This is a genomic window from Gemmobacter denitrificans (assembly GCF_036964905.1).
Lineage (GTDB): Bacteria > Pseudomonadota > Alphaproteobacteria > Rhodobacterales > Rhodobacteraceae > Gemmobacter > Gemmobacter denitrificans.
The window spans coordinates 243,848-269,276 of the sequence record NZ_JBALHR010000001.1 but is presented as its reverse complement, the minus strand read 5'-3'; the positions used below and the strand labels follow the sequence as shown (position 1 = coordinate 269,276).

Sequence of the window (25,429 nt, the reverse complement as noted above, 5' to 3'; positions counted from 1 at the left end):
CTTAGTGTGCGGCCTTGCCCATCATCGGCATCAGAACGCGCGTCACCAGCGGCACGATCAACAGACCAAGCCCCAGCCCCAGCACGCCATCACAGGCCGCCGTCACCAGCCAGGTCACAAAGCCTTGCAGGCTGGCAGGCATGGCATGGGCGGCAAGCTCGGCCAGATGGTGAATCGTGCCATAGGGTTCGTGGAGGCCAAGTTCATGCAGGCCGTGGATCACGATATTCCCACCCACCCAGAGCATCGCCAAGGTGCCGACGGCGGAGAGAAAGGCCATCAGTTTGGGCATCCCCGCAACCAGCCCGCGCCCGATGGCCCGGCCAGCGCCTGTGCTGCCCTTGGCCATATGCAGGCCCACATCATCCATCTTCACGATCAGCGCCACCGCCCCATACACCGCAGCCGTGATGATCGTGCCGACCAGCGCCAGCGTGATCGCCTCCATCCAGATCGTGCTGGCAGGGATCGCCGCCAGCGCGATGGTCATGATTTCGGCGGAAAGGATGAAATCGGTCTTGATCGCGCCTGCGACCTTTTCTTCCTCCAGATGCGCAGGATCCTTGGTGTCGAAATCCGCCTCGACCTCGGCATCGGCATGGGGCGCGAACATATGCAGCACCTTTTCGGCCCCTTCGAAGCACAGGTAAGCACCCCCGATCATCAGAAGCGGCGTGATCAGGAACGGTGCAAAGGCATTCAGCAACAGAAGCCCCGGCAGCAGGATGATCAGCTTGTTCTTCAGACTGCCCATGGCGATGCGCCAGATGATCGGCAACTCACGATCCGCCGAAAACCCATGCACATATTTCGGCGTCACCGCCGCATCGTCGATCACCACCCCGGCGGCCTTTGATCCAGCCTTGGCCGCTGCGGCTGCCACATCATCAATCGACGCCGCCGCCACCTTGGCAATCGCCGCCACATCGTCCAGCAGTGCCAGCAATCCACTCATTCCCGCCATCCTTGCAATGTTGCCCGGGCAGACTAGACCAGCGCGACCCGGGCGAAAAGGTGCTGCAGTCGCGAAGATGTTAGCGAAAACACCGAAAGTTTGCGCTAACACACTGAAAAAACGTCGCTTTTGCGCTTTGCGGTGGCAGCGTGACAGGCTATAGCCCCTGCCAATTGGCGCGGGGCTGAGACAGACGGAGACGCGAGACATGACCATCACCATCGGGATCAATGGCTTCGGCCGCATCGGGCGCTGCACCTTGGCGCATATCGCAGAATCGGGGCGCAATGACGTGCAGGTCGTGGCCATCAATGCCACCGGCCCGATCGAGACCAATGCCCATCTGCTGAAATACGATTCGGTGCATGGCCGGTTTCCGGGCACGGTGAAGGTTGATGGCAATACGATGGATCTGGGGCGTGGCCCGATCCGCGTCATGTCCACTTACAATCCCGAAGAGCTGGATTGGGAAGGCGTCGATGTGGTGCTGGAATGCACCGGCAAGTTCAACGAACGCGAAAAGGCTGCTGTCCATCTGGGCCGTGGCGCAAAGCGCGTGCTGGTCTCCGCCCCTGCCAAACGCGCCGATCTGACGGTGGTTTATGGCGTGAACCACCGTAGCCTGCTGCCCGAACATCTGGTCGTGTCGAATGCAAGCTGCACCACCAACTGCCTGGCCCCGCTGGCCAAGGTGCTGAACGATGCCATCGGCATCGAAAGCGGCATCATGACCACGATCCACAGCTATACCGGCGATCAGCCGACGCTGGACCGCCGCCACAAGGATCTGTACCGCGCCCGCGCCGCCGCCATGGCGATGATCCCCACCTCGACCGGGGCCGGCAAGGCGATTGGCGAAGTGCTGCCCGAACTGGCCGGCAGGCTGGACGGGTCCGCCATCCGCGTTCCCACCCCGAATGTCAGCGCCGTCGATCTGACCTTCGTGGCAGGCAAGGATGTGACGGTTCACGACGTGAACGAAATCGTCCGCGAGGCTGCTGCCGGTTACATGGGCATGGTTCTGGCCTATGACCCCGAGCCGAAAGTGTCGATCGACTTCAATCACACTTCACATTCGTCTATCTTCGCCCCTGACCAGACCAAGGTCGTCGGCAAGCGCACGGTGCGCGTGCTGGCCTGGTATGACAATGAATGGGGCTTCTCTTGCCGCATGGCCGATGTGGCCGGCGTTGTGGGGCGGCTCCTCCAGTAACCGGAGGGGTCGTGTCCGACCGTATCGCATTTGCCCTTGGGCTGATCATCTGCGCCCTGATCGCGCTTGACGTCCTCGCCAATGGTGGGGACGCTTTGCTGTTTCTGGCGCGTAAATTGCAGGATTTGACGGAATATCTGATCTTCTGGCGCTAGCCTGGCCTAACCGCGCGTTGGAGCCAGCTATCCGGGGCGTTCAATCCGAGCGCCGCACCCTGTGACCAGAGCAAACCGGTTCTGGCTCCAGACCCATCCCATGCACGGTAGCAGGTGGCAGACCCATGGCCCTGACAGCAGAAGGGCCAATATACCCCTTCAGCATTCACAATCTCCGGCCAGAAGGAGAAACTGCGGCTTGATCCGCCCGCGCCCGAACTGACAGGGCGCGGGGATCATGTGTTCAACGCTTCAGGCTTTCCATGTACAGGCCCAGATGGCGGTTGACGATTTCATCATACCGCCCCGCCCCACGGATTGCCGCCAGACCGGCATTCACCCGATACAGGTGGGTCGTGCCGCGCCAATGGGCCTTGGCAATGACCACATGCAGCGACTGGGTGCCAACGGGGCGCTCCAGCGGCAGAACCCTGCCCTTCAACCCCATGTCGATCACCCGCTTGGCCCCCGAAAAGATGTCATCGGGCACGGCATCCACCCGGCCTTCAACCAATGCCCCGAAACATTCGGCCATATCGGCAGCCCGGGTCACGGTGATGGTGCCGTCCTTCAGCCAGTTGCGCCCGTTTGCATCCAGATAGGCCGCTTCGGCACCTTCCGGCAGGCACAGCGTCTTGCCTGCCAGATCGGCATCGCTGGCAAATCCCATGCCGGATCCCTGCAGCACAAACAGCTGGATTGGCAGCACGAATACCGGATCAGACCAATGGTATGAGGTGCAGCGCGCATCCGAAGGGTTGCCCTCGCAATCGGGTTTGACCCAAGGGAAGCCCATATCCGCCTGCATGGCCGACAATGCTGGGCCATGCGCCGCCCAATCGGGGTTCCAATCCACTGCATAGGGCACGGGGTTGGGCGTTTCTTCCATCACCGCATTGATGATTTCGGTCACCATGCCGCCACCGGTACCGTTCGGATCGGTCAGCAACGGCGGCAGGGCCCCGGTCAGAAAGCGCAACTCTGCCCCGGTCTGCTGCAAAGGTGCGGGGTCGGGCTTGGCTTGCCCTTCCACACAGGGGATATACAGATTGGTTCCAGCTGCAATATTGGTCGGCCCGCCGGTAAACCCGGTGATATTGGCGTAATAGATCAGCGACCATTGCCCGGCTTCGCCATAGAAGCGATCCGCCAGGGTGGTCAGCGTGTCGCCCTCTTGCGTGACATAGGTCGTATCACAGCTTTGCGCCTGAGCGAGATTGCCCCAACACAGGGCAGCCCCGACCATCAGGGGAAAAACGCGCCCGAGCCCTCGTACAGAACCCGCCATGGTCACTGCCCCGACCAGAAGCGCGACAGATGCTCGCCTGCGATCCGCTGGTATTCGCCAGTTTCCTTCAGCTTGGTAAGCCCGCGATTGAGGGTATCACGCAGTTCGGCTGCCCGCGGATTGCCCTTGTGGATCAGCACGTTCAGCGGTTCAACGCTGATCGGTCGCGGCAATGCGGCGATCTGGTCGCCCATGCCCAGTTCCTTGATCGCAGCCTTGCCGGAAAATTCGTCGATCTGAACCAGATCAACCTTGCCATCCACCAGCATCTGGAAGCAGTCGGCAACCTTGTCGGGGCGCTCCAGCTTGACCTTGCCGTCCTTCACCCAGTTGCGGCCATCCTTGTCCAGTTCATGGGTGGAATAACCCGAAACCCGGCACAGGGTCTTGCCCTCCATATCCGCGTCCTTGTCGAAGGTCACCGGGCGCGACGTGTCATGATAGGCGAGTTCCAGAACTTCAAACAGCGGGTCCGAGAACAGGAAAGTCTGGCAGCGATAGTCATCCGGCAGGATTTCACAGGCCGGTTCCGACCAGGGGAATGACATATCCACCAGCCCCTGTTCCAGCAGCGTCGGCAGGTGGCTGTCCCAGTCATTCACCCAATGGATCGCAAACCCTTCTGCAGGGGCAGCCTCTTCCATCGCGCGCTGCACCAGTTCGGTCAGCAGCCCGCCCTTGTCCAGCTTGCGGTCTGTGAAGGGGGCATAGTCATCGCCGGTCACCAGATTGATCCGTTCAACCCTTGCACCGGTTCCGGGAATGACGACGGGCGCCTCGATCACGGCGGGGGCGGCTTCCGCCACCGGAGTGCCGCCTTCCAATCCGGTTGGAAGGCCGTTGATGCACAGAAGCTGCAACTTCATCCCGACAGTCAGGTTGTTTGGGCGCGGTCCGATCTTGTCGATGTTGTTCTGGTGGATGGCCGTCCATTTCCCGGCATCCTTGTACAGCGAGTCGGCAATGACCGAGAGGCTGTCCCCCGGCTGAACAACGTAAACGCCGCCGCAGGTTTCCGCCTGTGCAGCCTGAGCAAGGCACATGATTGCAGTGGCGCCACAAAGCGCCTGAATGGACCGTTTCACGATAGATACCCCCAGATTTAGTTGTTGGTAAATTCCCGTATTCTGCCCCTTGGGTCAAGTCGCCTGACAAGTGCAGCATTGGCCCCGGTTTTCCTGCCAGCGGTGAAAGTTCCGGTTGCGTTTTTTGCGATTCGCGTCATGTTAGCGCTACCATTGGCCCGCAGATTCGCGGCCCTGCCCCCGGCATGGCTGCCCATGTCATCAGGAGAGACGCATGACGGTGAAAGTGGCAATCAACGGCTTTGGCCGGATCGGACGCAACGTGCTGCGCGGCATCATCGAATCGGGCCGCACCGATATCGAGGTGGTGGCGATCAACGATCTGGGTCCGGTGGAAACCAATGCCCATCTGCTGCGTTTTGACAGCGTGCATGGCCGTTTCCCGGTTGAAGTCACCACCGGCGAAGACTGGATCAATGTGGGCCGTGGCCCGATGCGTGTCACTGCCTTGCGCAACCCCGCCGATCTGCCCTGGTCGGATGTCGATGTGGTGATGGAATGCACCGGCATTTTCACCAGCAAGGAAAAATGCCTCGCGCATCTGGAAAACGGCGCCAAGCGGGTGCTGATTTCGGCCCCCGGTGATGGCGCCGACAAGACCATCGTTTACGGTGTGAACCATGACACGCTGACCAGCGCCGATCTGGTCGTTTCAAATGCCTCATGCACCACCAACTGCCTGTCGCCCGTGGCCAAGGTGCTGAACGACGTGATTGGCATCGAAAAGGGGATGATGACCACCATCCATTCCTACACCGGTGATCAGCCGACGCTGGATACGATGCACAAGGATCTTTATCGTGGCCGCGCGGCCGCGCTGTCGATGATCCCCACATCTACCGGGGCCGCCAAGGCCGTGGGTCTGGTTCTGCCCGAACTGAAGGGCAAGCTGGACGGCTTCGCCATTCGCGTGCCGACCCCGAATGTTTCGGTCGTGGATCTGAAATTCCTCGCCAAGCGCGCGACGAGCGTGGAGGAGATCAACGCCGCGATCGAAGCCGCCGCCAATGGCCCGCTGAAAGGCATTCTCGGCTATACGAAGTTCAAGAATGTCTCGGTTGACTTCAACCACGACCCCCATTCCTCGGTTTTCCATATGGATCAAACCAAGGTGATGGACGGCACCTTCGTGTCGGTCCTATCCTGGTATGATAATGAATGGGGCTTCTCGAACCGCATGGCAGATACGGCGGTTGCCATGGGCAAGTTGATCTGAACATCTTGATTTTACGGCACAAGGGCACCTTCGGGTGCCCTTTTTGCTTGACGGTTGCCATGCGCCCCGCGCAATGCCGCATTGCAGCATGTCCCCTTGTTAGCGCCACCATTCCCGCCCATCTTGGCAGCATGGCAGGCATCCGGCCCGCCATGGACGCCACGGAATTGTGGAAAGGACAAGAAAAATGACCCAACTGATCGAGCGTTTGAAATCGGCGGCCGAAAAGCACGCCCGCTATGCCAGAACCCGCGATGAAATCGCGCGGATGCCGCTGGATGTGGCTCTGGATCTGAACATCTATCCGGGCGACGCCCATCGCATCGCCCATGAATCGGTTTATGGCCGCTAAAGCTCAGCCCTGACGCGATCCCAGCCGCGCCACCAGCGCGGCCTGCACCGGCGGCGTGACGAATTTCGACACGTCGCCGCCCAGCCGGGCAATTTCCTTCACCAGTTTCGACGCGATGGCCTGACGGCGGGCATCGGCCATCATGAAGACGGTCTCGATGCTGGCATCCAGGGCCCGGTTCATCCCGACCATCTGGAATTCATATTCGAAATCGGCCACGGCGCGCAGACCGCGCACGATGACCCCGGCGCCCACATCGCGGGCGCAATCAATCAGCAGGTTTTCAAACGGATGCACGACGATTTCGCCACCGGTCTGGGCGGCGATGGCACTGCATTCGGCCTCGACCATGGCGACACGTTCTTCCAGCGAAAAGAGCGGACCCTTGTCACGGTTGATCGCTACGCCGATCACCAGCCGATCCACCAGTTGCATGGCGCGCTGGATAATATCGACATGCCCCAGCGTGATGGGATCGAAGGTTCCCGGATAAAGGCCGATGCGCATGGGTGTCCCCCTCTGACTGTCCCGCGTGCACGCAACAATATTGCGCGGCGCTTTGCAAGGGCGAAAGCGCCGCGTCGCAGCATCGGATCAGAAGCCCTTGATCATGCCTTCCAGCGCATCCTTCTCTGCGGCCAGTTCCATCAGTCGGGCCTTCACCACATCCCCGATGGAAATGATGCCAACCATTTCCTGACCTTCCACCACTGGCATGTGGCGGAACCGGCCATCGGTCATCTTTTGCAGCACCGAATCCGTGCTTTCCTCGCGCGTCGCTGTCACAAGCTTGGTGGTCATGATGTTATCGACCGGTTCCGACAGGCAGACCGAGCCGCGTTTGCCCAATTCGCGGACAATGTCGCGCTCGGAGACGATGCCAAGCGCGATCTTCCCGTCAGCAGAGACGATCACCGCGCCGAATCGCCGTTCCGACAGCACCGCCGCCACCTGGGCGACTGTTGTGCCGGGTTTGACGGTGAACACGCCCTCGCCGGGTTTCGATTTCAGAATCTGCGATACCAGCATGGCTTCCTCCTGCCTTCACTTTGCCAAAGCCTTGCGCCTGCGCAATTTTATGTCAAGCCATTGCTTCCAGGCGCAACACTTCTTTCCGCACACCCTGGGCCAGCAGATCGGCAAACCGGTTCAATCGCGCGGCACGTCCGTCATCGGCATGGCGGATCAACCAGAAGCTTCGGGTCAGGCTGACCTGATCGGGGATGATCCGCACCAACTCGGGGGCGGCGGGCAAGGCGAAATCATGAACCACCCCGACGCCCGCGCCATGGCGCAACCAGTTCAGCTGTACCGACACGGAATTCGACGCCAGTGGCACCCGGTCAATGCCCAGAGAGCTGAGGTAATCCAGCTCCTTGTCAAAGATCATGTCGGGGATATAGCCCACCATCCGATGCGCCCCCAGATCGGGTAGCGACGTCAGCACCGGTGCCCGATCCAGATAGGACCGCGCAGCGGCAAGGCTGAGCCGGTAATCCGCCAGCTTCTGCACCGTCAGCCGTCCAGTGGCCGGACGGCTGACCGCAATCGCCATATCGGCCTCGCGCTTTGACAGGTTGAACACCCGCGGCAAGGCCACGATCTGCACTTCCAGCCCCGGGTTGGCATCGCAGATCGTGGCCAGAACCTGCGGCAGCAGATAATTGGCGCAACCATCCGGGGCCCCGATGCGGATTTGCCCGGTCAGGCCCTGCGCCCCGGTCAATTCCTCTGCCGCACCTGCCACCGCCTGTTCGGCCCGTTCGGCATGGGTCAGCAATCGCGCGCCCTCTTCGGTCAACGCATAGCCTTGTGGCGATTTCAGAAAGAGCCGCGCGCCCAGACCTTCCTCCAGCCGGGCGATCCTGCGGCCCAGCGTTGCGGGGTCAAGCCGCAAGGCCTTGCCCGCGCCCGACAGGCTTTCTGCCCGCGCGACGGCCAGAAACAGGCGCAAATCGTCCCAGTCCACCCATACCCCCAAAAACGCAAAACCCTTTTGGAAACTTGCCGCTTTGTCAGGCGAATTTGCAAGGCTAATCTGACCGCAAAAGATGGAGGAGCATCCCATGCAAGAGATCGGTCACTGGATCAATGGCAAGATGGTGGCAGGCACGTCCGGCCGCTTTGCCGATGTCTACAATCCCGCCACGGGCGAAATTCAGGCCCGTGTGGCGCTGGCCACCGGGGCCGAACTGGCCCATGCCATCGCCGAGGCGGAAAAGGCCCAGCCCGCCTGGGCCGCCACCAACCCGCAGCGCCGCGCCCGGGTCATGATGAAATTCGGCGATCTCATCAATCAGCACATGGATGAACTGGCCGAACTGGTGGCCCGCGAACATGGCAAGACCATTCCCGATGCCAAGGGCGATGTGCAGCGCGGGCTGGAGGTGATCGAGGTCTGCATGGGCGCACCCGCCTTGCTGAAGGGCGAATACACTGACAGCGCTGGCCCCGGCATCGACCTTTACGCCATGCGGCAGGCGCTTGGCGTGGTGGCGGCCATCACGCCGTTCAACTTCCCCGCCATGATCCCGCTGTGGAAAATGGGGCCTGCCCTGTCCTGCGGCAATGCGGTGATCCTGAAGCCGTCTGAACGCGTGCCGTCCACCTCGTTGCGTCTGGCCGAGCTGGCGAAAGAGGCGGGCGTGCCCGATGGCGTGCTGCAAGTGGTGAATGGCGACAAGGAGGTCGTGGACGGCATCCTTGACAACCCGACCATTCAGGCCGTTGGCTTTGTGGGGTCCACCCCGATCGCGCAATACATCTATGGCCGTGCGGCCACCAATGGCAAACGGGCGCAGTGCTTTGGCGGGGCCAAGAACCACATGCTCATCATGCCCGATGCCGATCTGGACAAGGCGGCCGATGCACTGGTCGGCGCGGGCTTTGGCGCGGCGGGCGAACGCTGCATGGCGATTTCGGTCGCGGTGCCGGTGGGTGATGAAACTGCCGACCGTCTGATCGAAAAACTGGTGCCCCGCATCGAAAAGCTGAAAGTCGGCCCCTATACCGCTGGCAATGATGTGGATTTCGGGCCGGTCATCACCAAACAGGCGCAGGAACGCATCCTCGGCCTCATCAACTCGGGTGTGGATCAGGGCGCAAAGATCGTGGTCGATGGCCGCGGCCTGAAAATCCAGGGCTATGACAACGGCTTCTTTGTCGGCCCCACGCTGTTTGACAACGTGACGCGCGACATGGACATCTACAAGCAGGAGATCTTTGGCCCGGTGCTTTCGACCGTTCGCGCCAAGACCTATGAAGATGCGCTGAACCTTGTGATCGACAATGAATACGGCAATGGCACGGCCATCTTCACCGCCGATGGCGACACCGCGCGTGATTTCGCTAGCCGCGTGAATGTGGGCATGGTGGGCATCAACTTCCCGATCCCGGTGCCGCTGTCCTACTACAGCTTCGGCGGCTGGAAGAAATCGGCTTTCGGCGATCTGAACCAGTATGGCCCCGATGCCTTCCGTTTCTACACCAAGACCAAGACCGTAACTGCACGCTGGTTCTCGGGCATCAAGGAAGGTGCCGCGCTGAACTTCAAGGCGCTGGATTGATCTGACACGTGCAAGGGGGGCCCTGCGCCCCCTTTGCCACCCGATATGCCACAGATGCGGCATCGGGCCGCCCGGGGCTGCCCCCAGACTTGGCCAACCGCCCTTGCGGCGCTTGCAAAATTTCCGCAACATTCCAGAACTAAACAACCGTTCAATTCCAGCAGGGGAGGCTCGGGATGGATTTCGCATTGTCCGAAGAGCAACAGGCGATCTTCGATATGGCCCATGGATTCGGTCAGGACCATATCGCGCCCCATGCCCGGGATTGGGAACGCGAAGGCTCCATCCCGCGCAGCCTGTGGGACAAGGCGGCAGACCTGGGTCTGGGCGGCGTCTATGTCTCGGATGAATATGGCGGGTCGGGCCTCAGCCGGCTGGATGCCACGCTTGTGTTCGAAGCCCTGGCCATGGCCTGCCCTTCGGTCGGATCGCTGTTGTCGATCCACAACATGTGCGGCGGCATGATCGACAAGTTCGGCAGCGCCGAGATCAAGGCCCGCATCCTGCCCGATCTCTGCGCGTTGCGGACATTCTGGTCTTACTGCCTGACCGAACCCGGATCGGGGTCGGATGCGGCGGCGCTGAAAACCCGTGCGCTGCGCGACGATCAGGGCTGGCGACTGACCGGGACAAAGGCCTTCATCTCGGGTGGCGGCTATTCCGATTGCTATCTGGTGATGGCGCGCAGCGGCGGTGACGGGCCAAAGGGCATTTCGGCCTTCATGGTCGAAAATGGCGCCCCGGGCCTGTCCTTCGGCGGGCTGGAGGACAAGATGGGCTGGCGGGCACAGCCCACGCGGCAGGTGCAGATGGATGACTGCCTGATCCCGGCGGACAACCTGATCGGCGATGAGGGCAAGGGCTTTGCCTATGCCATGGCGGGTCTGGATGGCGGGCGGCTGAACATCGCGGCATCGGCCCTTGGCGGCGCGCAGGCAGCGCTGGACCGGACGCTGGCCTATATGGCCGAGCGTCGCGCCTTCGGCCAGCGGCTGGATCAGTTTCAGGCGCTGCAATTCCGGCTGGCGGATATGGAAATCAAGCTGCAATCGGCCCGCACCTTCCTGCGGCAGGCGGCGTGGAAGCTGGATCAGGGCGCGGCGGATGCCACCAAATTCTGCGCCATGGCCAAGGTGGTGGTGACCGACGCCGCCTTTGATGTGGCCAATGACTGCCTGCAATTGCATGGCGGCTATGGCTATCTGGCGGATTACGGCATCGAGAAGATCGTGCGCGATCTGCGGGTGCACCAGATTCTGGAAGGCACAAACGAGATCATGCGCCTGATCGTGGCGCGCGGCCTGATCGGAGGAAAGCCATGACCGATCTTTCGATCCGGGTGGAAGGCCGCGCCGGGCGGGTAACCTTCACGCGGCCACAGGCGCTCAATGCGCTCAGCTATGCGATGTGCAAGGCCCTGGATTCCGCCCTGCGGGCATGGGCCGACGATCCTGCCGTGGAACTGGTGGTGATTGATGCCGAAGGCGATCGCGCTTTTTGCGCGGGCGGCGATATTGCCGAGCTTTATGCCGAAGGCACGCGCGGAAATGTGGCTTATGGTCAGCAGTTCTGGCGCGATGAATACCGGATGAATGCCCGGATCGGCGGCTATGCCAAGCCCATAGTCACGCTGATTCAGGGCTTTTGCATGGGGGGTGGTGTGGGCGTGGCCTGCCATGCCAGCCATCGCATCGTGGGCGAAAGCGCGCAGGTCGCCATGCCGGAATGTGCCATCGGACTTGTGCCGGATGTCGGCGGATCGGCCCTGCTGGCAGCGGCACCGGGCCGGATGGGGGCCTATCTGGCCATGACCGGCACCCGCATGGGGCCAGGCGACGCGATCTTTGCAGGCTTTGCCGACAGTTTTGTGCCCATGGCTGCTTGGCCCGACCTGATCGCCACCCTTTGCGCCACGGGCGATGTGGGCGCCGTCGCACAGGCCGCGCGCCCGGCCCCTGCCGCTCGCCTACCCGGGCTGCAGCCACAGGTGGATCGGCATTTTTGCCAAGCCACCCTGCCCTTGATCCGGGCCTCGCTCTCCGCCGCGGACAGCGATTTCGCCCGCGACACCTTGGCCGCTCTGGATCGTGGTGCGCCTTTGGCAGTGGCGACCGCCTTGGCGATGCAACAGGCGCTTGGCCCCGATCCTGCCCTGAAATCCGCGCTGGAACTGGAATACCGCGTAACCCATCGCGCCCAGACCGACACCGATTTTCTGGAAGGCATCCGCGCCATGATCATCGACAAGGATCGCAAGCCGCGCTGGCGCCATGCGCGGGCCGAAGATGTGACCGATGCCGAACTGGCCGCCCTTCTCGCGCCGCTTGGCCCTGAAACCCTGACCTTCGAGGAGTAACCCCATGAACATCGCCTTCATCGGCCTTGGCAATATGGGCGGCCCCATGGCCGCCAATCTGGCCCGCGCCGGCCATCAGGTCACAGGTTTCGACCTGACAGCGCCAATGCCCGAAGGCGTGAGCCGCGCCGCCTCGGCGGCAGAGGCCGCGCAAGGCGCCGAAGTGGTGATCACTATGCTGCCCAATGGCGCGATCCTGCGCACCGTCGCAGCCCAGGTGATCCCCGTCATGGATCCCGGTTCCGTGCTTTGCGATTGCTCCACCGTCGATGTCGAAAGCGCCCGCGCCGTTGCGACGCAGGCAATTGCGGCAGGTTTGGGGGCGCTCGATGCGCCGGTTTCCGGCGGGGTGGGTGGCGCCACCGCAGGAACGCTGACCTTCATGGCCGGTGGTCCTGCCGACAGCTTCGCCAAGGTGGAACCGCTGTTTGCCATCATGGGCCAGAAAGCCGTGCATTGCGGTGAGGCAGGCGCCGGTCAGGCTGCCAAGATCTGCAACAACATGATCCTGGGCGTGACCATGATCGCCACCTGCGAGGCTTTCGCGCTGGCCGACAAGCTGGGTCTGGATCGGCAAAAGATGTTTGACGTCGTGTCCACCTCGTCGGGCTATAGCTGGACGATGAACGCCTATTGCCCCGCGCCCGGCGTCGGACCGAAATCCCCGGCCGATAATGGCTACAAGCCAGGGTTTGCTGCCGAACTGATGCTGAAGGATCTGGATCTGAGCCAGCAGGCCGCCACCGCCGCCGATGCCGATACGCCGATGGGCCAGTTGGCCGCTGATCTGTACCGCAGGTTCGTCACCGAGGAAGGCGGACGCGGCATGGATTTCTCGGCCATGCTGCCGCGTTTCTCGGCCCGAAGCCGCGGCTGAACAAGGGCTTGGCGGCGGCAGGCGCAAGGCTTAACCTTGCACAATGAACTGGATCGACGCCTGTCCCTTGCCCGGATTGACCCCTGCCCAACGGCAGGGGCTGGAACGCCTGCCGCAGTTGGACCTGCCGGCCGGGCAGGCGCTGTTTCATGCAGGTGACCGCGCGCAGGGCTTTCTGGTGATCCTGAAGGGCCGGGTCGAGGTTTTTCTGACCGGGCCCTCGGGCCGTGAAATCCTGCTCTATGCGGTGGAGCCGGGGCAAAGCTGCATCCAGACCACCTTGGGCCTGATGGGCGATGACGCTTATGCCGGCGAGGCGCTCACCGCCACCGATTGCCGGGCGGTGATGATCCCGCGCGGGCAGTTCCTGCGCCTGATGGACGAAGCCCCGGGCTTTCGCGCCTTTGTCTTCCGCGCTTTCGGGGCCAGGATGGCCGAAATGACCCACCTTCTGGAAAGCGTTGCCTTCCACCGTGTCGAATCCCGGCTGGCGCGTGCCCTCCTGTCGATGGCGCAGGACAATGATGTTCAGGCGACGCAGGCCGAGATCGCCAGCCAGATCGGATCGGCGCGCGAGGTGGTGTCGCGCAAGCTGGACCTGCTGGCGCAGCGTGGGCTGATCCGCGCAGAACGCGGCCGGGTGCGGCTGATTGATCCGGCCGGGCTGAAACGTCTTGCGGATGTGACCTGATCACAGACAGGCGCACAACTTTCTCCCATGATCGTGCCATCCCCGCATGACGGGGCATCTGCAATGAAGGGGGTTCGCCATGTTTGCAACCAATGTTGGCGGTATTGACCGCATCCTGCGCATCGTTGTCGGGGCGGCGCTGCTGTTGTGGTTCTTTCTGGGTCAGGGCGAAGGTTTCTGGCATTACGCCAAGCTGATCGGAAGCGTGCCACTGGCAACCGGGCTGATGTCCACCTGCCCGCTTTATTCCATTCTCGGGCTGAACACCTGCCCGATGAAAAAGGCCTGAGCGGGCTTGGCGGCGGCGGATCACTCCGCCGCCACCTTGCGGGGCTTCAGCATGGGCGCCAGATAGCGGCCCGTGTGGCTTTCGGCGACCTTTGCCACAGCTTCGGGCGTGCCGGTGGCCACGATCCGACCACCGCCATCGCCGCCTTCGGGGCCGATATCGATGATCCAGTCGGCTGTCTTGATCACATCCAGATTATGTTCGATCACCACGACAGTATTGCCTTGTTCCACCAGTTCATGCAGCACTTCCAACAGCTTGCGCACGTCTTCAAAATGCAGGCCCGTCGTGGGTTCATCTAGGATGTACAGCGTGCGCCCGGTTGCCCGGCGCGACAGTTCCTTTGACAGCTTCACCCGCTGCGCTTCGCCCCCGGACAGAGTTGTCGCCTGCTGGCCAACCTTGATATAGCCAAGGCCAACCTGGCACAGCGCCTCCATCTTGTCGCGAATGGCAGGCACGGCCCCGAAAAATTCGCGCGCATCTTCACACGTCATATCAAGAACGTCAGCTATGCTTTTGTTCTTGAATTTGATTTCAAGCGTTTCGCGATTGTAGCGCTGCCCCTTGCAGGTTTCGCAGGTCACATAGACATCGGGCAGGAAGTGCATCTCGATCTTGATGACCCCATCGCCCTGGCAAGCCTCGCAGCGCCCCCCCTTCACGTTGAAGCTGAACCGCCCCGGCTGATAGCCACGCGCCTTTGATTCAGGCAGGCCCGCGAACCAGTCGCGGATCGGACCGAAAGCCCCGGTATAGGTGGCGGGGTTGGACCGCGGTGTGCGCCCGATCGGGCGCTGGTCGATATCGATCACCTTGTCCAGATGTTCAAAGCCCTTGATCGTTTCGCAGGGCGCAGGCGTTTCATGGGCGCCGTTCAGCCGCATGGCCGCCGTCTTGAACAGGGTTTCGATGGTCAGCGTCGATTTTCCACCGCCTGACACACCGGTCACGCAGACAAACTTGCCCAGTGGAAAATCAGCCGTCACGTTCTTCAGATTGTTGCCCGTGGCCCCAACCACCGACAGCACCTTGCCACTGCCCTTGCGGCGGGTCTTGGGCACCGCAATCTCGCGCGCGCCCGACAGATACTGCCCGGTCAGGCTTGCGGGATCCGCGGCAATCTCGGCCGGTGTGCCGCGCGCCACCACCTGCCCGCCATGCACCCCGGCCCCCGGCCCGATGTCAAAGACATAATCCGCCTCGCGGATCGCATCTTCATCATGTTCGACCACCAGCACGGTATTGCCCTGATCGCGCAACCCCTTCAGCGTGCCCAACAACCGATCATTGTCGCGCTGATGCAGGCCGATGCTGGGTTCATCCAGCACATAGAGCACGCCGGTCAGCCCCGATCCGATCTGGCTGGCCAGCCGGATCCGCTGGCTTTCGCCGCCCGAAAGCGTGCCCGCATTGCGCGAAAGCGTCAGATAGTCCAACCCGACATTCACAAGAAAACCAAGACGTTCGCGGATTTCCTTCAGAATGGCGCGTGCGATTTCGTTCTTCTGGTTTGACAGACTGGCGGGCACGGTGGCGATCCAGTCATGCGCCTCGCGGATCGACATCTGCACCACCTGGCCGACATGCAGACCGGCGATCTTCACCGCCAAAGCCTCGGGCCGCAGGCGATAGCCATGACAGGTGCCACAGGGGCGATTGTTCTGATACCGCTCCATCTCTTCGCGCGACCATGCACTGTCGGTTTCGCGGTAGCGGCGCTCCATATTCGGGATCACGCCTTCAAACACCCGTGTCACCTGATAGATGCGACCGCCTTCGTCATAGCGGAAGGCGATTTCCTCGCCGCCCGACCCGCGCAGAAACACCTGCCGCACCTTTTCGGGCAGGTCTTTCCATTTCTTCTTGCGATCAAAGCCGTAATGCGTCGCCATCGCCTCGATCGTCTGCAGGAAATAGGGGCTTTTGGATTTCGACCATGGCGCGATGGCCCCTTGCGCCAGGGTCAGGTTCTGATCCGGCACGACAAGGCGTTCGTCGAAAAACAGTTCAGACCCCAGACCGTCACAGACCGGGCAGGCCCCCATCGGCGCGTTGAAGGAGAACAGCCGCGGTTCGATTTCAGGGATGGTGAACCCCGATACCGGACAGGCGAAGTTTTCCGAAAATGTGGTGCGGACGGGTTCGCCCTCGGCCGGCGCGGTTTCAATCAATGCGATGCCATTCGCCAGATCCAACGCGGTGCGGAAACTGTCGGCCAGACGGGTGGCAATGTCGCCCCGCACCACGATCCGATCTACCACCACGTCGATATCGTGGCGGAATTTCTTGTCCAGCGTGGGCGGCTCGTCCAGATCGTAGAACTGGCCGTCCACCTTGACGCGCTGGAACCCCTGCTTGCGCAGTTCCAGAAATTCCTTGCGATACTCGCCCTTCCGATCGCGCACGATGGGGGCCAACAGATAGGCCCGGGTGCCTTCCTCCATCGCCAGCACGGCATCCACCATATCCTGCACCTGCATCGCGGTAATGGGCAGGCCGGTGGCCGGGCTATAAGGCGTGCCCACCCGCGCGAACAGCAGGCGAAGATAATCGTAAATCTCGGTCACGGTACCAACAGTTGAACGCGGGTTCTTGCTGGTGGTTTTTTGCTCGATGGAAATGGCCGGTGACAGGCCGCTGATATGATCCACATCGGGCTTGCCCGCCATGTCGAGGAATTGCCGGGCATAGGCGCTCAGGCTTTCCACATAGCGACGCTGACCTTCGGCATAGATCGTATCAAAGGCCAGGCTGGATTTGCCGGAACCCGACAGACCTGTGATCACCACGAACTGATCGCGCGGGATATCCAGATCGACGCCCTTCAGATTGTGTTCGCGCGCGCCCCGCACTTCGATGAACTTCTGTTCCGCCATGATCCCCTCGACCCCACTGTCGCGCCAGATTTAGGGCATTCCGGCCGAGTCTCCAACGGCAAAACGTGAACAATAAATGAACACGCGCCGATTTTGGCACTTATCTGCAGGAATGGGATGCGCTGGCTCTCCTCGGGCTTGCAAATTCATCACATTCAACTATATGAATGCAAAATCTCAGCCATGGAGCCGCCATGTTCAACTTTCGCAAATCTGCCGGCCCAAGGGCCCAATCAATCACACCGACCGAGGCTGTCGCCCGTGCTGCCAAAGGCGAACTTGCGGTGATTGATGTGCGCGATCTGTCGGAACTGCGCAGCTCGGGCAAGGCGCGCGGGGCGATCCATGTGCCACTGTCTGTTTTCTCGCAGAAGATGGACCCGCGGGCGCGCGAACTCCCTGCGGGACTGACCCCCGATACGCCTATTTGCCTCTATTGCGCCAGCGGTGGCCGGTCCGGCATGGCCGCCGAGGCCGCGCTGCAGCTTGGCTTTCAGACTGTCTACAATCTTGGCGGGCTTGTGCATTGGGTGGCAGGCGGCGGTCAGGTTGAACCGGCCTGACACCGTAGAACGCGCATCTGAAAAAGGGGGGCTTTCGCCCCCCGATCTTGGTGTTCGATTAATCCTGACGCTCAGATATGCAGCGCGCGGCCATAGGCATCCAGCACCGCCTCGTGCATCATCTCGCTCAGCGTCGGATGCGGGAAGACGGTGTTCATCAGGTCTTCCTCGGTGGTCTCAAGGCTACGGCCCACCACATAGCCCTGAATCAGCTCGGTCACTTCCGCGCCCACCATATGCGCCCCCAGCAATTCGCCGGTTTTCGCATCAAACACGGTCTTGATCATGCCCTCGGCCTCGCCCAGGGCAATCGCCTTGCCATTGCCGATGAAGGGGAAACGGCCCACTTTCACCGCATAGCCCGCCTCTTTCGCCTTCGCCTCGGTCAGGCCGACGCTGGCAACCTGCGGGTGGCAATAGGTGCAACCGGCAATCGAGTTCGGTTTGATCGCATGCGGATGCAGGCCCGCGATCAGCTCGGCCACCATCACGCCCTCATGGCTCGCCTTATGCGCCAGCCACGGTGCGCCCGCGATATCGCCAATCGCGTAAAGCCCATCCACGCCCGTGCGGCAATATTCATCCGTCACCACATGGGTGCGGTCGATCTTGACGCCAAGCGCCTCCAGCCCAAGGCCCTCGACATTGCCGACAATGCCGACCGCCGAAATCACCGTGTCAAACTCGGCCGTCTCGGTCTTGCCGTTGGATTCCAGATGCGCGGTCACGCCCACACCCGGCTTGCGATCCAGCTTCTTGACCGTGGTCTTTTCCAGGATCTTCATCCCCTGCTTCACGAAGGATTTCTTCGCGAAAGCGCTGATCTCGGCATCTTCGACCGGCAGCACGCGGTCCATCACTTCGCATACTGTAACATCGGCGCCCAGCGTATTGAAGAAGCTGGCAAATTCGATCCCGATCGCGCCCGAGCCGATGACCAGCAGCTTCTTCGGCATCCGCTTGGGTTGCAGCGCGTGCTTGTAGGTCCAGACCAGATCGCCGTCCGCCTCCAGCCCCGGCAACTCGCGCGCCCGCGCGCCGGTCGCCAGAATGATCGCCGGTGCCGTCAGCTCTTCCACGCCCTTGTCGGTCTTGACCGAAACCTTGCCCTTGGAAGGCAGGGTCGCCGCGCCCATGAACACCGTGACCTTGTTCTTCTTCATCAGATGGCCAATGCCGCCCGAGAGTTGCTTGGCAACCCCGCGTGAACGCGCCACGACCGCATCCAGATCATAGCTGATGCCGGTGGCGCTGAGCCCGAATTCCTTGGCGCGGTGCATCAGATGGAACACTTCGGCGCTGCGCAGCAGGGCCTTGGTGGGGATACAGCCCCAGTTGAGGCAGATGCCGCCCAGATGTTCGCGTTCCACAATGGCAACGGTCTTGCCCAATTGCGCAGCCCGAATGGCGGCCACATAGCCCCCGGGACCCGCACCGATCACGATCACATCAAAGTTCTTGGCAGCCATGTTTCCCCTCCTCTGGAAAAGTAGTTTGCCATTAAACTATCACAAAACACCAAGCAATGCTGTTGACGGCATGAGCCCATGCATTCAACGCATAGCTGCGGCGCGAAGATCGTTTACCACTGAACCATAGCCACCATTCTGCAGAAACTCCTGCTCCTCTGGTGTCGTTTCCCGGCCCAGAGCCGCGTTGCGGAAGGGGAAACGGCCAAATCGGGCAATGATCGCCTGATGGGCGCGGGCATGCAGGATCGTCTCTGCGGCCTCGGGCATGCGCGTGGTGAACAATGCCACCGCCAGCGCCTGGTCGTCCGGATCTTCGCTATGTTCGAAGGGCAGATAAAAGAACTGCCGCTCCGGCTCTGGCGCCCCGAGATCCCAGCCTTCGGCGACGGCCTTGCGCGCGGCTGCACGGGCGATGGCATCGGTGGCAAAGGCATCGGCGCTGCCGCGCCACATGTTGCGCGGAAACTGATCGCAGAGGATCAACAGGGCCAGCGTGCCCACCGTGCCTTCGGCCCAGTGATCCAGCCCGCCATCGCGCGCCGCCTGCCACAGATCGGCCCAAAGCGCGCGGATCTGGTCGTCCAGTTCAGCGCCGCCCGCGTACCATCCCTCAGTCCCCACCTCGCCCAGCCAATAATCAAGCACCATCACCGGATCGGACATCTTCACCTCGTTCACCACGGGCCAAGTGCCCGGCACGCAGCGTGACAGGGAATGTCGCAGGCCGCAAGCCGGGCCAGATCAGCCGCGCGGCTGCGCCGGTCCGGTATCGGCTTCCTCCATCACCATCCCCACCGCCAGTGCCGAAGCTGTGGGCGATACCGTGGCAAAGGTGCCGGTGACCCCGGGCGCTGCACGGCGGGTCATGCGCCAGGCGGCATAGGCGGCAAGTCCAAGGAAATTGGCGGCGATGAACAGGAAGAACCCGTTCGGGCCCAGGGTTTCCATCACCCAGCCGGTGGCGAGGGGCCCGAAGATCGCCCCCAGCCCGTTCAGGAACAGCAGGCCCGACGAAGCGGCAGCCATTTCCTCCTTGCCAAGGAAATCATTGGTATAGGCGATCAGCAGCGAATACAGCGGATTGGTCACCCCGCCCAGAACCATGGCCACCCCCAGCAGCGCCCAGAAGGGCAGCGGCATCAGCCAGGCAAAGACCATCACCGCCCCCGCCACTGCCGACAGCCACAGGATCAGCCCGCGCCGGTCGCGCCGGTCCGACAGCCAGCCCACGGGATATTGCAGCACCAGCCCCCCCACATACATGGCACCGACAAAGAGCGTGATCTGCGGCACGCTCAGCCCCGATTTCGATCCCCAGACCGCCGACATGCCGAACATCGCGGCAAAGATGCCACCGGTCAGCAACATGCCCACGCAGCCCAATGGCGAAATGGCCCAAAGGCGCGGAAAGCTCAGCCGTTTGATGGATTCAAAGGTCGGCGCCGGGGTATCGGCCAGCAGCAGCGGCATGAAGGCAAGGCTGACCAGCACCGACGGGATCACGAACAGGGTGAAGCTGGAGGGGCTTGCCACGTTGATCAGCATCTGGCTGGAAATGATCCCGATCATCTGCACGATCATATAGGCCGACAGCGCCTGACCGCGCGTTTCATTGGTGGCGGTGTTGTTCAGCCAGCTTTCGGCCGTGATATAGACGCCGCAGAAGGAAAACCCGATCAACACCCGCAGCGCGGCCCAGACCATCCAGTTCGGCGCCACCGGGTAGATGACCAGCACCGCCGAGATCATCGAAGCCAGCGCCGAGAACACCCGCACATGCCCCACGCGGCGGATCATCCGCGGCACGGTCAGCGAGCCTACCAGAAAACCCGCGAAATAGGATGACATGACGATCGACAATTCGAAGGTCTTGAACCCTTCATAGGTGCCGCGAATCCCCAGAAGGGACCCCTGCATGCCATTGCCGACCATCAGCAGCATCACCCCCAGAAGCAGGGGCCAGGAGGTGGAAAGGACTTTCAGCATGGGAGACCTCGGGCAACAGCGCCGCGTGAGTGTAACAGGGGTTCTTGTAACAGGGGGCTAATTTCCGACAGCGGAACCGGTGCCCGCGTCAGCCGGGGATCAGCAACGAAGCATCGCCATAAGAAAAGAAGCGATAGCCCTGCCGGATCGCGTGGTCATAGACCCTGAGCATCCGGTCCCGCCCCATCAGGGCCGATACCAGCATCAGCAGGGTGGATTTCGGCAGATGGAAATTGGTCATCAGCGCATCGGTGACCTGAAACCGGAAGCCAGGGTAGATGAAGATGTCGGTCGGCCCACGCCAGGGCTGCAACTGCCCGTCCCGCGCCGCCGATTCGATCAGCCGCAGCGCCGTGGTGCCAACCGGGATCACCCGGCCCCCTGCCGCGCGGGTGGCGTTCACGGCAGCCGCGGCAGCTTCGGTCACCTCGCCCCATTCGGCATGCATGCGATGGGTGGCCACATCTTCGACCTTTACCGGCAGAAAGGTGCCCGCGCCTACATGCAGTGTCACCTCGGTAAATTCGACCCCGCGTGCGCGCAGGGCCTCCAGCAGGGGCGCATCGAAATGCAGGCTGGCCGTGGGTGCGGCTACTGCCCCGGCATGACGGGCAAAGACCGTCTGGTAATCGTCGCGATCCTGCGCATCGGGCGCGCGTTTGGCGGCGATATAGGGCGGCAGCGGCATGTCGCCTGCCTCGGCCAAAGCGGCATCGAAATCCTCGCCCATCAGGTTGAACCGCAGATCAAGATCGGTGTCGGTCTTTTGCGCCACGGTTGCCGTCAAGCGCGGTGAAAAGACAATCTCTTCCCCCTGTTCAACCTTGCGCAGCGGTTTGGCCAGCGCCCGCCATGTGCCATCGGGGCGGGGTTCCAGCAGGGTGATCTCGACCTTCGCCACCACGCGCCCCTGGGCCGAGTTCCGAAAGCGTTGGCCCGACAGCCGGGCTGGAATGACACGCGTATTGTTCAGCACAAGCCGGTCGCCGGGGCGAAATTCATCGACCAGATCGCGCACGATCCGGTCCCGCAGCGCATCGCCTTCGGCCACCAGCAGCCGCGCCGATGATCGTGGCTTGGCCGGCCTTGTGGCAATCAACGTCTCGGGCAGATCGAAATCGAAATCGGAAAGCTTCATCCCTGCCCCTCAAGCTTCGGTGCCGGGCGGCGAAAGATCTCGCGAAACATGCCCGGTGTCAGGATCGACAGCGGATTGACCGACACCCTTGCCCGGTCGGCGGTGCCGTCAATGCGATAGTTGAACCCGAACAGCCCTTCTCCGGGCCGGGTCAGGATCGCACCGATCCCGTTCAGCAGATAGATCGGAGAGATCACACCCTGCATGGAAAGCCGTTCTGCCTTGCTGTCATAGGTTCCCGCCATCGACACCCCCATGGAGGCCCCGATGGCCGCGCCTCTGGTGACCTCGATCCCGCCGGGCGTCAAGCGGAACTCGGCGTCGGCATCGCTGAACAACAGGCCTTCACCGTTGAATTGTTCCAAAAGCCCGACCACCGAAATGGCATTCAGCAAGGCGGCCAGAACCGGCGCATCCCGCACGCGGAAATCCTGCGCCTTGGCCAGACCGCGATATTGGCCGCGCGGCCCAAGCGGCTGCAACTGCAGGTCAAGGTTGCCGCCCCGTGCCTTGCTGAAAATGCCCGCCGCCGCCAGAACCCCGCCCGCATCTTCAGACACAAGCCGGATGGCGGTGCCGGCATCCGTGGGCACCAATGTGCCACGCAATGGGCTGCTGCCGTTGATCGCGGCGGTGAAAGTGCCATCAAACCCGCCCCGCACCACAAAGCTGCCCTTCACATTGGTCAGGGCAATCTTCTCGGTCACCTGAACCCGGTCCAGCGCCAGATCAACCGGCGTGCGCCCCTTGCCTTTGGCGGTCCCGCCCGTTTCGGGCAGGCGGCGCAGATCGACCCGGCCACCGCTGACCTTGACTGCAGGGGGCTGCCCCTTGCCCCGCCCAGACAGCGTGACCGCCGCGCGTAGCCAATCGCCCGCCTCGACACGGGAAAAGGTTGCCTGATCCAAACTGCCATCGGGTTTGATCGTGATCCGTCCTTCGGCCTTCAACCCCGGTGCGTCCAGTTCAAACCTTTCCACCACAGGCGGCTTGCCCAGTTGCGCCGCAAGCGACAAGCGCCCCGCCGATCCCCCGGCCTTGCGCCATCCCAGCTCCGGCACGGCCAGCGTCACCCCCTTCAGATCGCTGTCCATCGTGATCCGGCCCGGCTTGCCTTTGGGCAGATCAAGAACAAAACGCCCCCGCCCCTTGCCACCCAACAGGCCATCCGGCAGGCCGATACCGAATTCGGCAAGGGTCTGCGGCGAAAGCTCTACCTGCCCTTCGACCCGCGATGCCCCGCCCGCCGCCGCACCGAAAGGCAGGCGATACACCATGTCGAAGGGCAGCTTGCCAATCCGGCCCTTGCCCGCAATCTCCAGCCCCTGCCGGTCTGCACCAAGGCGAAGCTGTTCCGCGCTCAGCCGTTTGCCCGGCACCAGCACATCCGACTGCACCGCCGAAAGCCGCCCCTGCACCTGATAGGTCACATCATCCACCCGGACATGATCGATCAGCGGCAGCCGCAGCAGCGCCGTCACCTCTGCCTGCCCCTCACCCAGATCGACCGACCGCCCGGCCTTTGTCAGAAAGCCGAACGGCTTTTCGTCCAGCAGGGACAGGGCCGCTGTCAGGCTGGATTTCGTGGTCAGCCGGATTTCGGCCTGCGCGGGCTTTTGCTGGATGTCGAGCACCGAAAACACCGATCCGCCCATTGCGATGGCCCCGCCCTTTGGCGGGGTCACCTGCCCACGATCCAGCACCATCGTATAGGTATTGCCCTCGATGGTGGCATAGCCATGCCCACGCCGGATCGGCGGCAGGGTTTTCAGGAAACGCACATCCCCATCTGCAAAGTCATAGCCGAGCGAAAAGCGCGGCTCTTGTCCCGGGGCGGCGCGCAGGGCCACCTTTACATCGGACAACACACCTTCCTGCACATTCTCGGCCAGCCATGCCCGGGTCTTCGGGACGGCGGACAGGGGCCAGAGCGCCAGCAACCGGTCATGGGTGATGCTGTTCAGCGCCAGATCGACGGCCAGGTTCCAGCCCCGTGCATCCGCACTGGCCCGGCCCGAGGCATGAATGCGCCGGTCACCGTCGATCAGCACCAATTGACCCAGGTCCAGCCGGAACGGATCCAGCCGCAACCGCAGATCAATGGCCCCCCGATCAAAGCTGACCGGAGAGGCGAACAGGCCTGCGGGATCGACTTTCACACCGTCCAGCGCGATCTGGGCCAGAAAGGCCTCGGGCTGCCCTTGCCGCGCGCCCGGAACCAAGACCTGCCCCCCGGCCGACAGGCGCAGGGACGCCGATTGAACCTCCAGCCGGGTCAGGCTGATACGTTCGGCGGCGGGATCGAAACTCAGCCCGATTTCGGCCTTGTCAAAAGCGATGGGGCGCGTCTCCGGGCTGGGTTGCAATGCGCCCTGCCCTAGGCTGAGCCCGCCTTCGATCCCGGCAATCCGGCCCTCGCTGTCCACGACGGCAGACAGCGCGCCGGAAATCGGCGCCTCCAGCACCGACAGAAACCCAAGCGCCGGGGCCTGACCGGCAATATCACGGGCGGCGACCCCATCGACGGTGGCGCGCAGACGTGCCCCGTGATCGGCACTGCGGGTGGCGATCACCAGTTCAGCCCGGGCCGGGGCCTGGCCGGGATTGGACAGCGTCAACCCGGTTTCAATCACCAGGCCTTCGGGCCCCCGCGACAGAACCATCCGCCCGTCGCCCACCTGCCAGCGCCGTCCGGCACGGGCGTCCTCCAGCACCAGCGACAGCGCCTCGGCCTGCACTTCGGTCAGGGCGGCCAGATCGGGGCTGTCAAACAGCGCGTCCAGCCGGTCCAGCGCTTCGGGAAAGCTGCCAATGGCGCGCGGCCCGGCCCCGGTTCCGAAATCGAGATCAAACCGCCCTTCGGCATTGCGTCCCAGTCGCAGGCTGGCCCCCGACAGAACCACCGTCGCCGGGCGCAACCTGCCTTGCACAAGCCCTGCCGGATCAAAGGTCACCCGCGCTTCGGGCAGGCGCAGCAGCAGGGTGCCTTCCTTGCGGTGCAAGGTCAGGTTTTCCAGCCGCAGCCGGGGCACCAGATCGCGGCCCATCATCACCTCGACCCCGCCGAGCGACAGGCTGTTGGGGCCCATGGGCAGGCTGCGGTTCAGACGAGCCTCGGCCTCGGCCACCGCCCAGACCGGCAGGCGCAAGGGCTTGCCGGTCAGCACCAGACCTGCGACGGCCAGAGACAGCGCCAGAAACACGAGGCTGAGGATCAGCGTCAGCCCGAAACGCGGCCGGACCCGCCGCCGGGGCGGGCGCGGGGGCCGTGTCGCGCTGCTGCCTGCCGTCTCACTCATACCCGGACCTTGCTGCCTGCCCTTTTTCACGCGGGGTTGCCTTTATCTT

Annotated in this window: 23 protein-coding genes; 11 read left to right on the top strand and 12 right to left on the bottom strand. The window is 62.7% G+C overall.

The window, feature by feature from the left end:
- Position 1 precedes the first annotated feature (1 nt).
- Positions 2 to 955 (bottom strand): DUF808 domain-containing protein, encoded by a 954-nt coding sequence (locus V6590_RS01300; RefSeq protein ID WP_335418375.1) that lies wholly within the window; start codon positions 953 to 955, stop codon positions 2 to 4.
- Positions 956 to 1,163: 208 nt separating this feature from the next.
- On the opposite strand from V6590_RS01300, the gene gap (V6590_RS01295) reads away from it, so the two are divergent.
- Both gap (V6590_RS01295) and V6590_RS01290 read left to right on the top strand, forming a co-directional pair.
- Positions 1,164 to 2,168, top strand: a complete 1,005-nt coding sequence (gene gap, locus V6590_RS01295; protein ID WP_335418372.1) for a type I glyceraldehyde-3-phosphate dehydrogenase — start codon at positions 1,164 to 1,166, stop codon at positions 2,166 to 2,168.
- 11 nt (positions 2,169 to 2,179) lie between these two features.
- Positions 2,180 to 2,323: a hypothetical protein gene (locus V6590_RS01290; RefSeq protein WP_335418369.1), complete on the top strand. Its 144-nt coding sequence runs from the start codon at positions 2,180 to 2,182 to the stop codon at positions 2,321 to 2,323.
- 244 nt (positions 2,324 to 2,567) lie between these two features.
- On the opposite strand, the gene V6590_RS01285 is transcribed toward V6590_RS01290, so the two are convergent.
- Positions 2,568 to 3,569 carry a transporter substrate-binding domain-containing protein gene (locus tag V6590_RS01285; RefSeq protein WP_335418366.1) on the bottom strand — a complete coding sequence of 334 codons (1,002 nt, stop codon included), beginning with the start codon at positions 3,567 to 3,569 and terminating at the stop codon, positions 2,568 to 2,570.
- Positions 3,570 to 3,613: 44 nt separating this feature from the next.
- Positions 3,614 to 4,696: a transporter substrate-binding domain-containing protein gene (locus tag V6590_RS01280; RefSeq protein WP_335418362.1), complete on the bottom strand. Its 1,083-nt coding sequence runs from the start codon at positions 4,694 to 4,696 to the stop codon at positions 3,614 to 3,616.
- Positions 4,697 to 4,910: 214 nt separating this feature from the next.
- On the opposite strand from V6590_RS01280, the gene gap (V6590_RS01275) reads away from it, so the two are divergent.
- Both gap (V6590_RS01275) and V6590_RS01270 read left to right on the top strand, forming a co-directional pair.
- Positions 4,911 to 5,912, top strand: coding sequence for a type I glyceraldehyde-3-phosphate dehydrogenase (gene gap / locus V6590_RS01275; RefSeq protein WP_335418357.1), 1,002 nt, complete (start codon positions 4,911 to 4,913; stop codon positions 5,910 to 5,912).
- Between the two features lie 187 nt (positions 5,913 to 6,099).
- Entirely contained in the window at positions 6,100 to 6,264 is a 165-nt protein-coding gene (locus V6590_RS01270; protein WP_335418354.1) for a hypothetical protein, read from the top strand.
- Between the two features lie 3 nt (positions 6,265 to 6,267).
- Here the strand turns inward: V6590_RS01270 and coaD are convergent, their stop codons facing one another.
- The 3 genes from coaD to V6590_RS01255 form a co-directional block, all read right to left on the bottom strand.
- Entirely contained in the window at positions 6,268 to 6,771 is a 504-nt protein-coding gene (gene coaD / locus V6590_RS01265; RefSeq protein WP_335418351.1) for a pantetheine-phosphate adenylyltransferase, read from the bottom strand.
- An 87-nt stretch (positions 6,772 to 6,858) separates the two neighbouring features.
- Positions 6,859 to 7,293: a CBS domain-containing protein gene (locus tag V6590_RS01260; protein ID WP_335418348.1), complete on the bottom strand. Its 435-nt coding sequence runs from the start codon at positions 7,291 to 7,293 to the stop codon at positions 6,859 to 6,861.
- Between the two features lie 52 nt (positions 7,294 to 7,345).
- Positions 7,346 to 8,233: a LysR family transcriptional regulator gene (locus V6590_RS01255; protein ID WP_335418346.1), complete on the bottom strand. Its 888-nt coding sequence runs from the start codon at positions 8,231 to 8,233 to the stop codon at positions 7,346 to 7,348.
- 97 nt (positions 8,234 to 8,330) lie between these two features.
- Here V6590_RS01255 and V6590_RS01250 point away from each other — a divergent pair, with 97 nt between their 5' ends.
- The 6 genes from V6590_RS01250 to V6590_RS01225 all read left to right on the top strand — a co-directional run bounded on the left by V6590_RS01250 (position 8,331) and on the right by V6590_RS01225 (position 14,043).
- Entirely contained in the window at positions 8,331 to 9,830 is a 1,500-nt protein-coding gene (locus tag V6590_RS01250; RefSeq protein ID WP_335418343.1) for a CoA-acylating methylmalonate-semialdehyde dehydrogenase, read from the top strand.
- Between the two features lie 176 nt (positions 9,831 to 10,006).
- Complete coding sequence (locus tag V6590_RS01245; RefSeq protein ID WP_335418340.1) at positions 10,007 to 11,152, top strand: acyl-CoA dehydrogenase family protein; 1,146 nt, start codon at positions 10,007 to 10,009, stop codon at positions 11,150 to 11,152.
- Positions 11,149 to 12,186, top strand: coding sequence for an enoyl-CoA hydratase/isomerase family protein (locus V6590_RS01240; RefSeq protein WP_335418336.1), 1,038 nt, complete (start codon positions 11,149 to 11,151; stop codon positions 12,184 to 12,186). The genes V6590_RS01245 and V6590_RS01240 overlap by 4 nt, the downstream gene beginning before the upstream one ends.
- Positions 12,187 to 12,190: 4 nt before the next feature.
- Positions 12,191 to 13,063 (top strand): 3-hydroxyisobutyrate dehydrogenase, encoded by an 873-nt coding sequence (gene mmsB / locus V6590_RS01235; RefSeq protein WP_335418333.1) that lies wholly within the window; start codon positions 12,191 to 12,193, stop codon positions 13,061 to 13,063.
- 43 nt (positions 13,064 to 13,106) lie between these two features.
- Positions 13,107 to 13,754 (top strand): Crp/Fnr family transcriptional regulator, encoded by a 648-nt coding sequence (locus V6590_RS01230; protein WP_335418330.1) that lies wholly within the window; start codon positions 13,107 to 13,109, stop codon positions 13,752 to 13,754.
- Positions 13,755 to 13,833: 79 nt separating this feature from the next.
- Positions 13,834 to 14,043: a YgaP family membrane protein gene (locus V6590_RS01225; protein WP_335418327.1), complete on the top strand. Its 210-nt coding sequence runs from the start codon at positions 13,834 to 13,836 to the stop codon at positions 14,041 to 14,043.
- Between the two features lie 20 nt (positions 14,044 to 14,063).
- Here the strand turns inward: V6590_RS01225 and uvrA are convergent, their stop codons facing one another.
- Positions 14,064 to 16,922 (bottom strand): excinuclease ABC subunit UvrA, encoded by a 2,859-nt coding sequence (gene uvrA / locus V6590_RS01220; RefSeq protein ID WP_335418324.1) that lies wholly within the window; start codon positions 16,920 to 16,922, stop codon positions 14,064 to 14,066.
- Between the two features lie 194 nt (positions 16,923 to 17,116).
- On the opposite strand from uvrA, the gene V6590_RS01215 reads away from it, so the two are divergent.
- Positions 17,117 to 17,485 (top strand): rhodanese-like domain-containing protein, encoded by a 369-nt coding sequence (locus V6590_RS01215; RefSeq protein WP_335418321.1) that lies wholly within the window; start codon positions 17,117 to 17,119, stop codon positions 17,483 to 17,485.
- A 71-nt stretch (positions 17,486 to 17,556) separates the two neighbouring features.
- Here the strand turns inward: V6590_RS01215 and lpdA are convergent, their stop codons facing one another.
- The 5 genes from lpdA to V6590_RS01190 all read right to left on the bottom strand — a co-directional run bounded on the left by lpdA (position 17,557) and on the right by V6590_RS01190 (position 25,380).
- Positions 17,557 to 18,954: a dihydrolipoyl dehydrogenase gene (gene lpdA / locus V6590_RS01210; RefSeq protein WP_335418319.1), complete on the bottom strand. Its 1,398-nt coding sequence runs from the start codon at positions 18,952 to 18,954 to the stop codon at positions 17,557 to 17,559.
- An 84-nt stretch (positions 18,955 to 19,038) separates the two neighbouring features.
- The gene (locus V6590_RS01205) at positions 19,039 to 19,620 is read right to left on the bottom strand and encodes a DUF924 family protein (protein WP_335419348.1); all 582 of its coding nucleotides are present in this window, start codon (positions 19,618 to 19,620) and stop codon (positions 19,039 to 19,041) included.
- 78 nt (positions 19,621 to 19,698) lie between these two features.
- A complete protein-coding gene (locus tag V6590_RS01200) occupies positions 19,699 to 20,943 on the bottom strand; it encodes an MFS transporter (protein WP_335418316.1) in 1,245 nt (414 codons plus the stop codon).
- 88 nt (positions 20,944 to 21,031) lie between these two features.
- Positions 21,032 to 22,081, bottom strand: coding sequence for a tRNA preQ1(34) S-adenosylmethionine ribosyltransferase-isomerase QueA (gene queA, locus V6590_RS01195; protein WP_335418312.1), 1,050 nt, complete (start codon positions 22,079 to 22,081; stop codon positions 21,032 to 21,034).
- Positions 22,078 to 25,380, bottom strand: a complete 3,303-nt coding sequence (locus V6590_RS01190; protein ID WP_335418310.1) for a YhdP family protein — start codon at positions 25,378 to 25,380, stop codon at positions 22,078 to 22,080. The genes queA and V6590_RS01190 overlap by 4 nt, the downstream gene beginning before the upstream one ends.
- Positions 25,381 to 25,429: the final 49 nt, after the last annotated feature.

What these genes read in the sequence shown, in the direction of transcription:
- V6590_RS01300 (WP_335418375.1), bottom strand. Translation starts at nt 955, where the DNA reads ATGAGTGGATTGCTGGCACTGCTGGACGATGTGGCGGCGATTGCCAAG.
- gap (WP_335418372.1), top strand. Translation starts at nt 1,164, where the DNA reads ATGACCATCACCATCGGGATCAATGGCTTCGGCCGCATCGGGCGCTGC.
- V6590_RS01285 (WP_335418366.1), bottom strand. Translation starts at nt 3,569, where the DNA reads ATGGTCGGGGCTGCCCTGTGTTGGGGCAATCTCGCTCAGGCGCAAAGC.
- gap (WP_335418357.1), top strand. Translation starts at nt 4,911, where the DNA reads ATGACGGTGAAAGTGGCAATCAACGGCTTTGGCCGGATCGGACGCAAC.
- V6590_RS01270 (WP_335418354.1), top strand. Translation starts at nt 6,100, where the DNA reads ATGACCCAACTGATCGAGCGTTTGAAATCGGCGGCCGAAAAGCACGCC.
- coaD (WP_335418351.1), bottom strand. Translation starts at nt 6,771, where the DNA reads ATGCGCATCGGCCTTTATCCGGGAACCTTCGATCCCATCACGCTGGGG.
- V6590_RS01260 (WP_335418348.1), bottom strand. Translation starts at nt 7,293, where the DNA reads ATGCTGGTATCGCAGATTCTGAAATCGAAACCCGGCGAGGGCGTGTTC.
- V6590_RS01250 (WP_335418343.1), top strand. Translation starts at nt 8,331, where the DNA reads ATGCAAGAGATCGGTCACTGGATCAATGGCAAGATGGTGGCAGGCACG.
- V6590_RS01245 (WP_335418340.1), top strand. Translation starts at nt 10,007, where the DNA reads ATGGATTTCGCATTGTCCGAAGAGCAACAGGCGATCTTCGATATGGCC.
- V6590_RS01240 (WP_335418336.1), top strand. Translation starts at nt 11,149, where the DNA reads ATGACCGATCTTTCGATCCGGGTGGAAGGCCGCGCCGGGCGGGTAACC.
- mmsB (WP_335418333.1), top strand. Translation starts at nt 12,191, where the DNA reads ATGAACATCGCCTTCATCGGCCTTGGCAATATGGGCGGCCCCATGGCC.
- V6590_RS01230 (WP_335418330.1), top strand. Translation starts at nt 13,107, where the DNA reads ATGAACTGGATCGACGCCTGTCCCTTGCCCGGATTGACCCCTGCCCAA.
- V6590_RS01225 (WP_335418327.1), top strand. Translation starts at nt 13,834, where the DNA reads ATGTTTGCAACCAATGTTGGCGGTATTGACCGCATCCTGCGCATCGTT.
- uvrA (WP_335418324.1), bottom strand. Translation starts at nt 16,922, where the DNA reads ATGGCGGAACAGAAGTTCATCGAAGTGCGGGGCGCGCGCGAACACAAT.
- V6590_RS01215 (WP_335418321.1), top strand. Translation starts at nt 17,117, where the DNA reads ATGTTCAACTTTCGCAAATCTGCCGGCCCAAGGGCCCAATCAATCACA.
- lpdA (WP_335418319.1), bottom strand. Translation starts at nt 18,954, where the DNA reads ATGGCTGCCAAGAACTTTGATGTGATCGTGATCGGTGCGGGTCCCGGG.
- V6590_RS01205 (WP_335419348.1), bottom strand. Translation starts at nt 19,620, where the DNA reads ATGTCCGATCCGGTGATGGTGCTTGATTATTGGCTGGGCGAGGTGGGG.
- V6590_RS01200 (WP_335418316.1), bottom strand. Translation starts at nt 20,943, where the DNA reads ATGCTGAAAGTCCTTTCCACCTCCTGGCCCCTGCTTCTGGGGGTGATG.
- queA (WP_335418312.1), bottom strand. Translation starts at nt 22,081, where the DNA reads ATGAAGCTTTCCGATTTCGATTTCGATCTGCCCGAGACGTTGATTGCC.
- V6590_RS01190 (WP_335418310.1), bottom strand. Translation starts at nt 25,380, where the DNA reads ATGAGTGAGACGGCAGGCAGCAGCGCGACACGGCCCCCGCGCCCGCCC.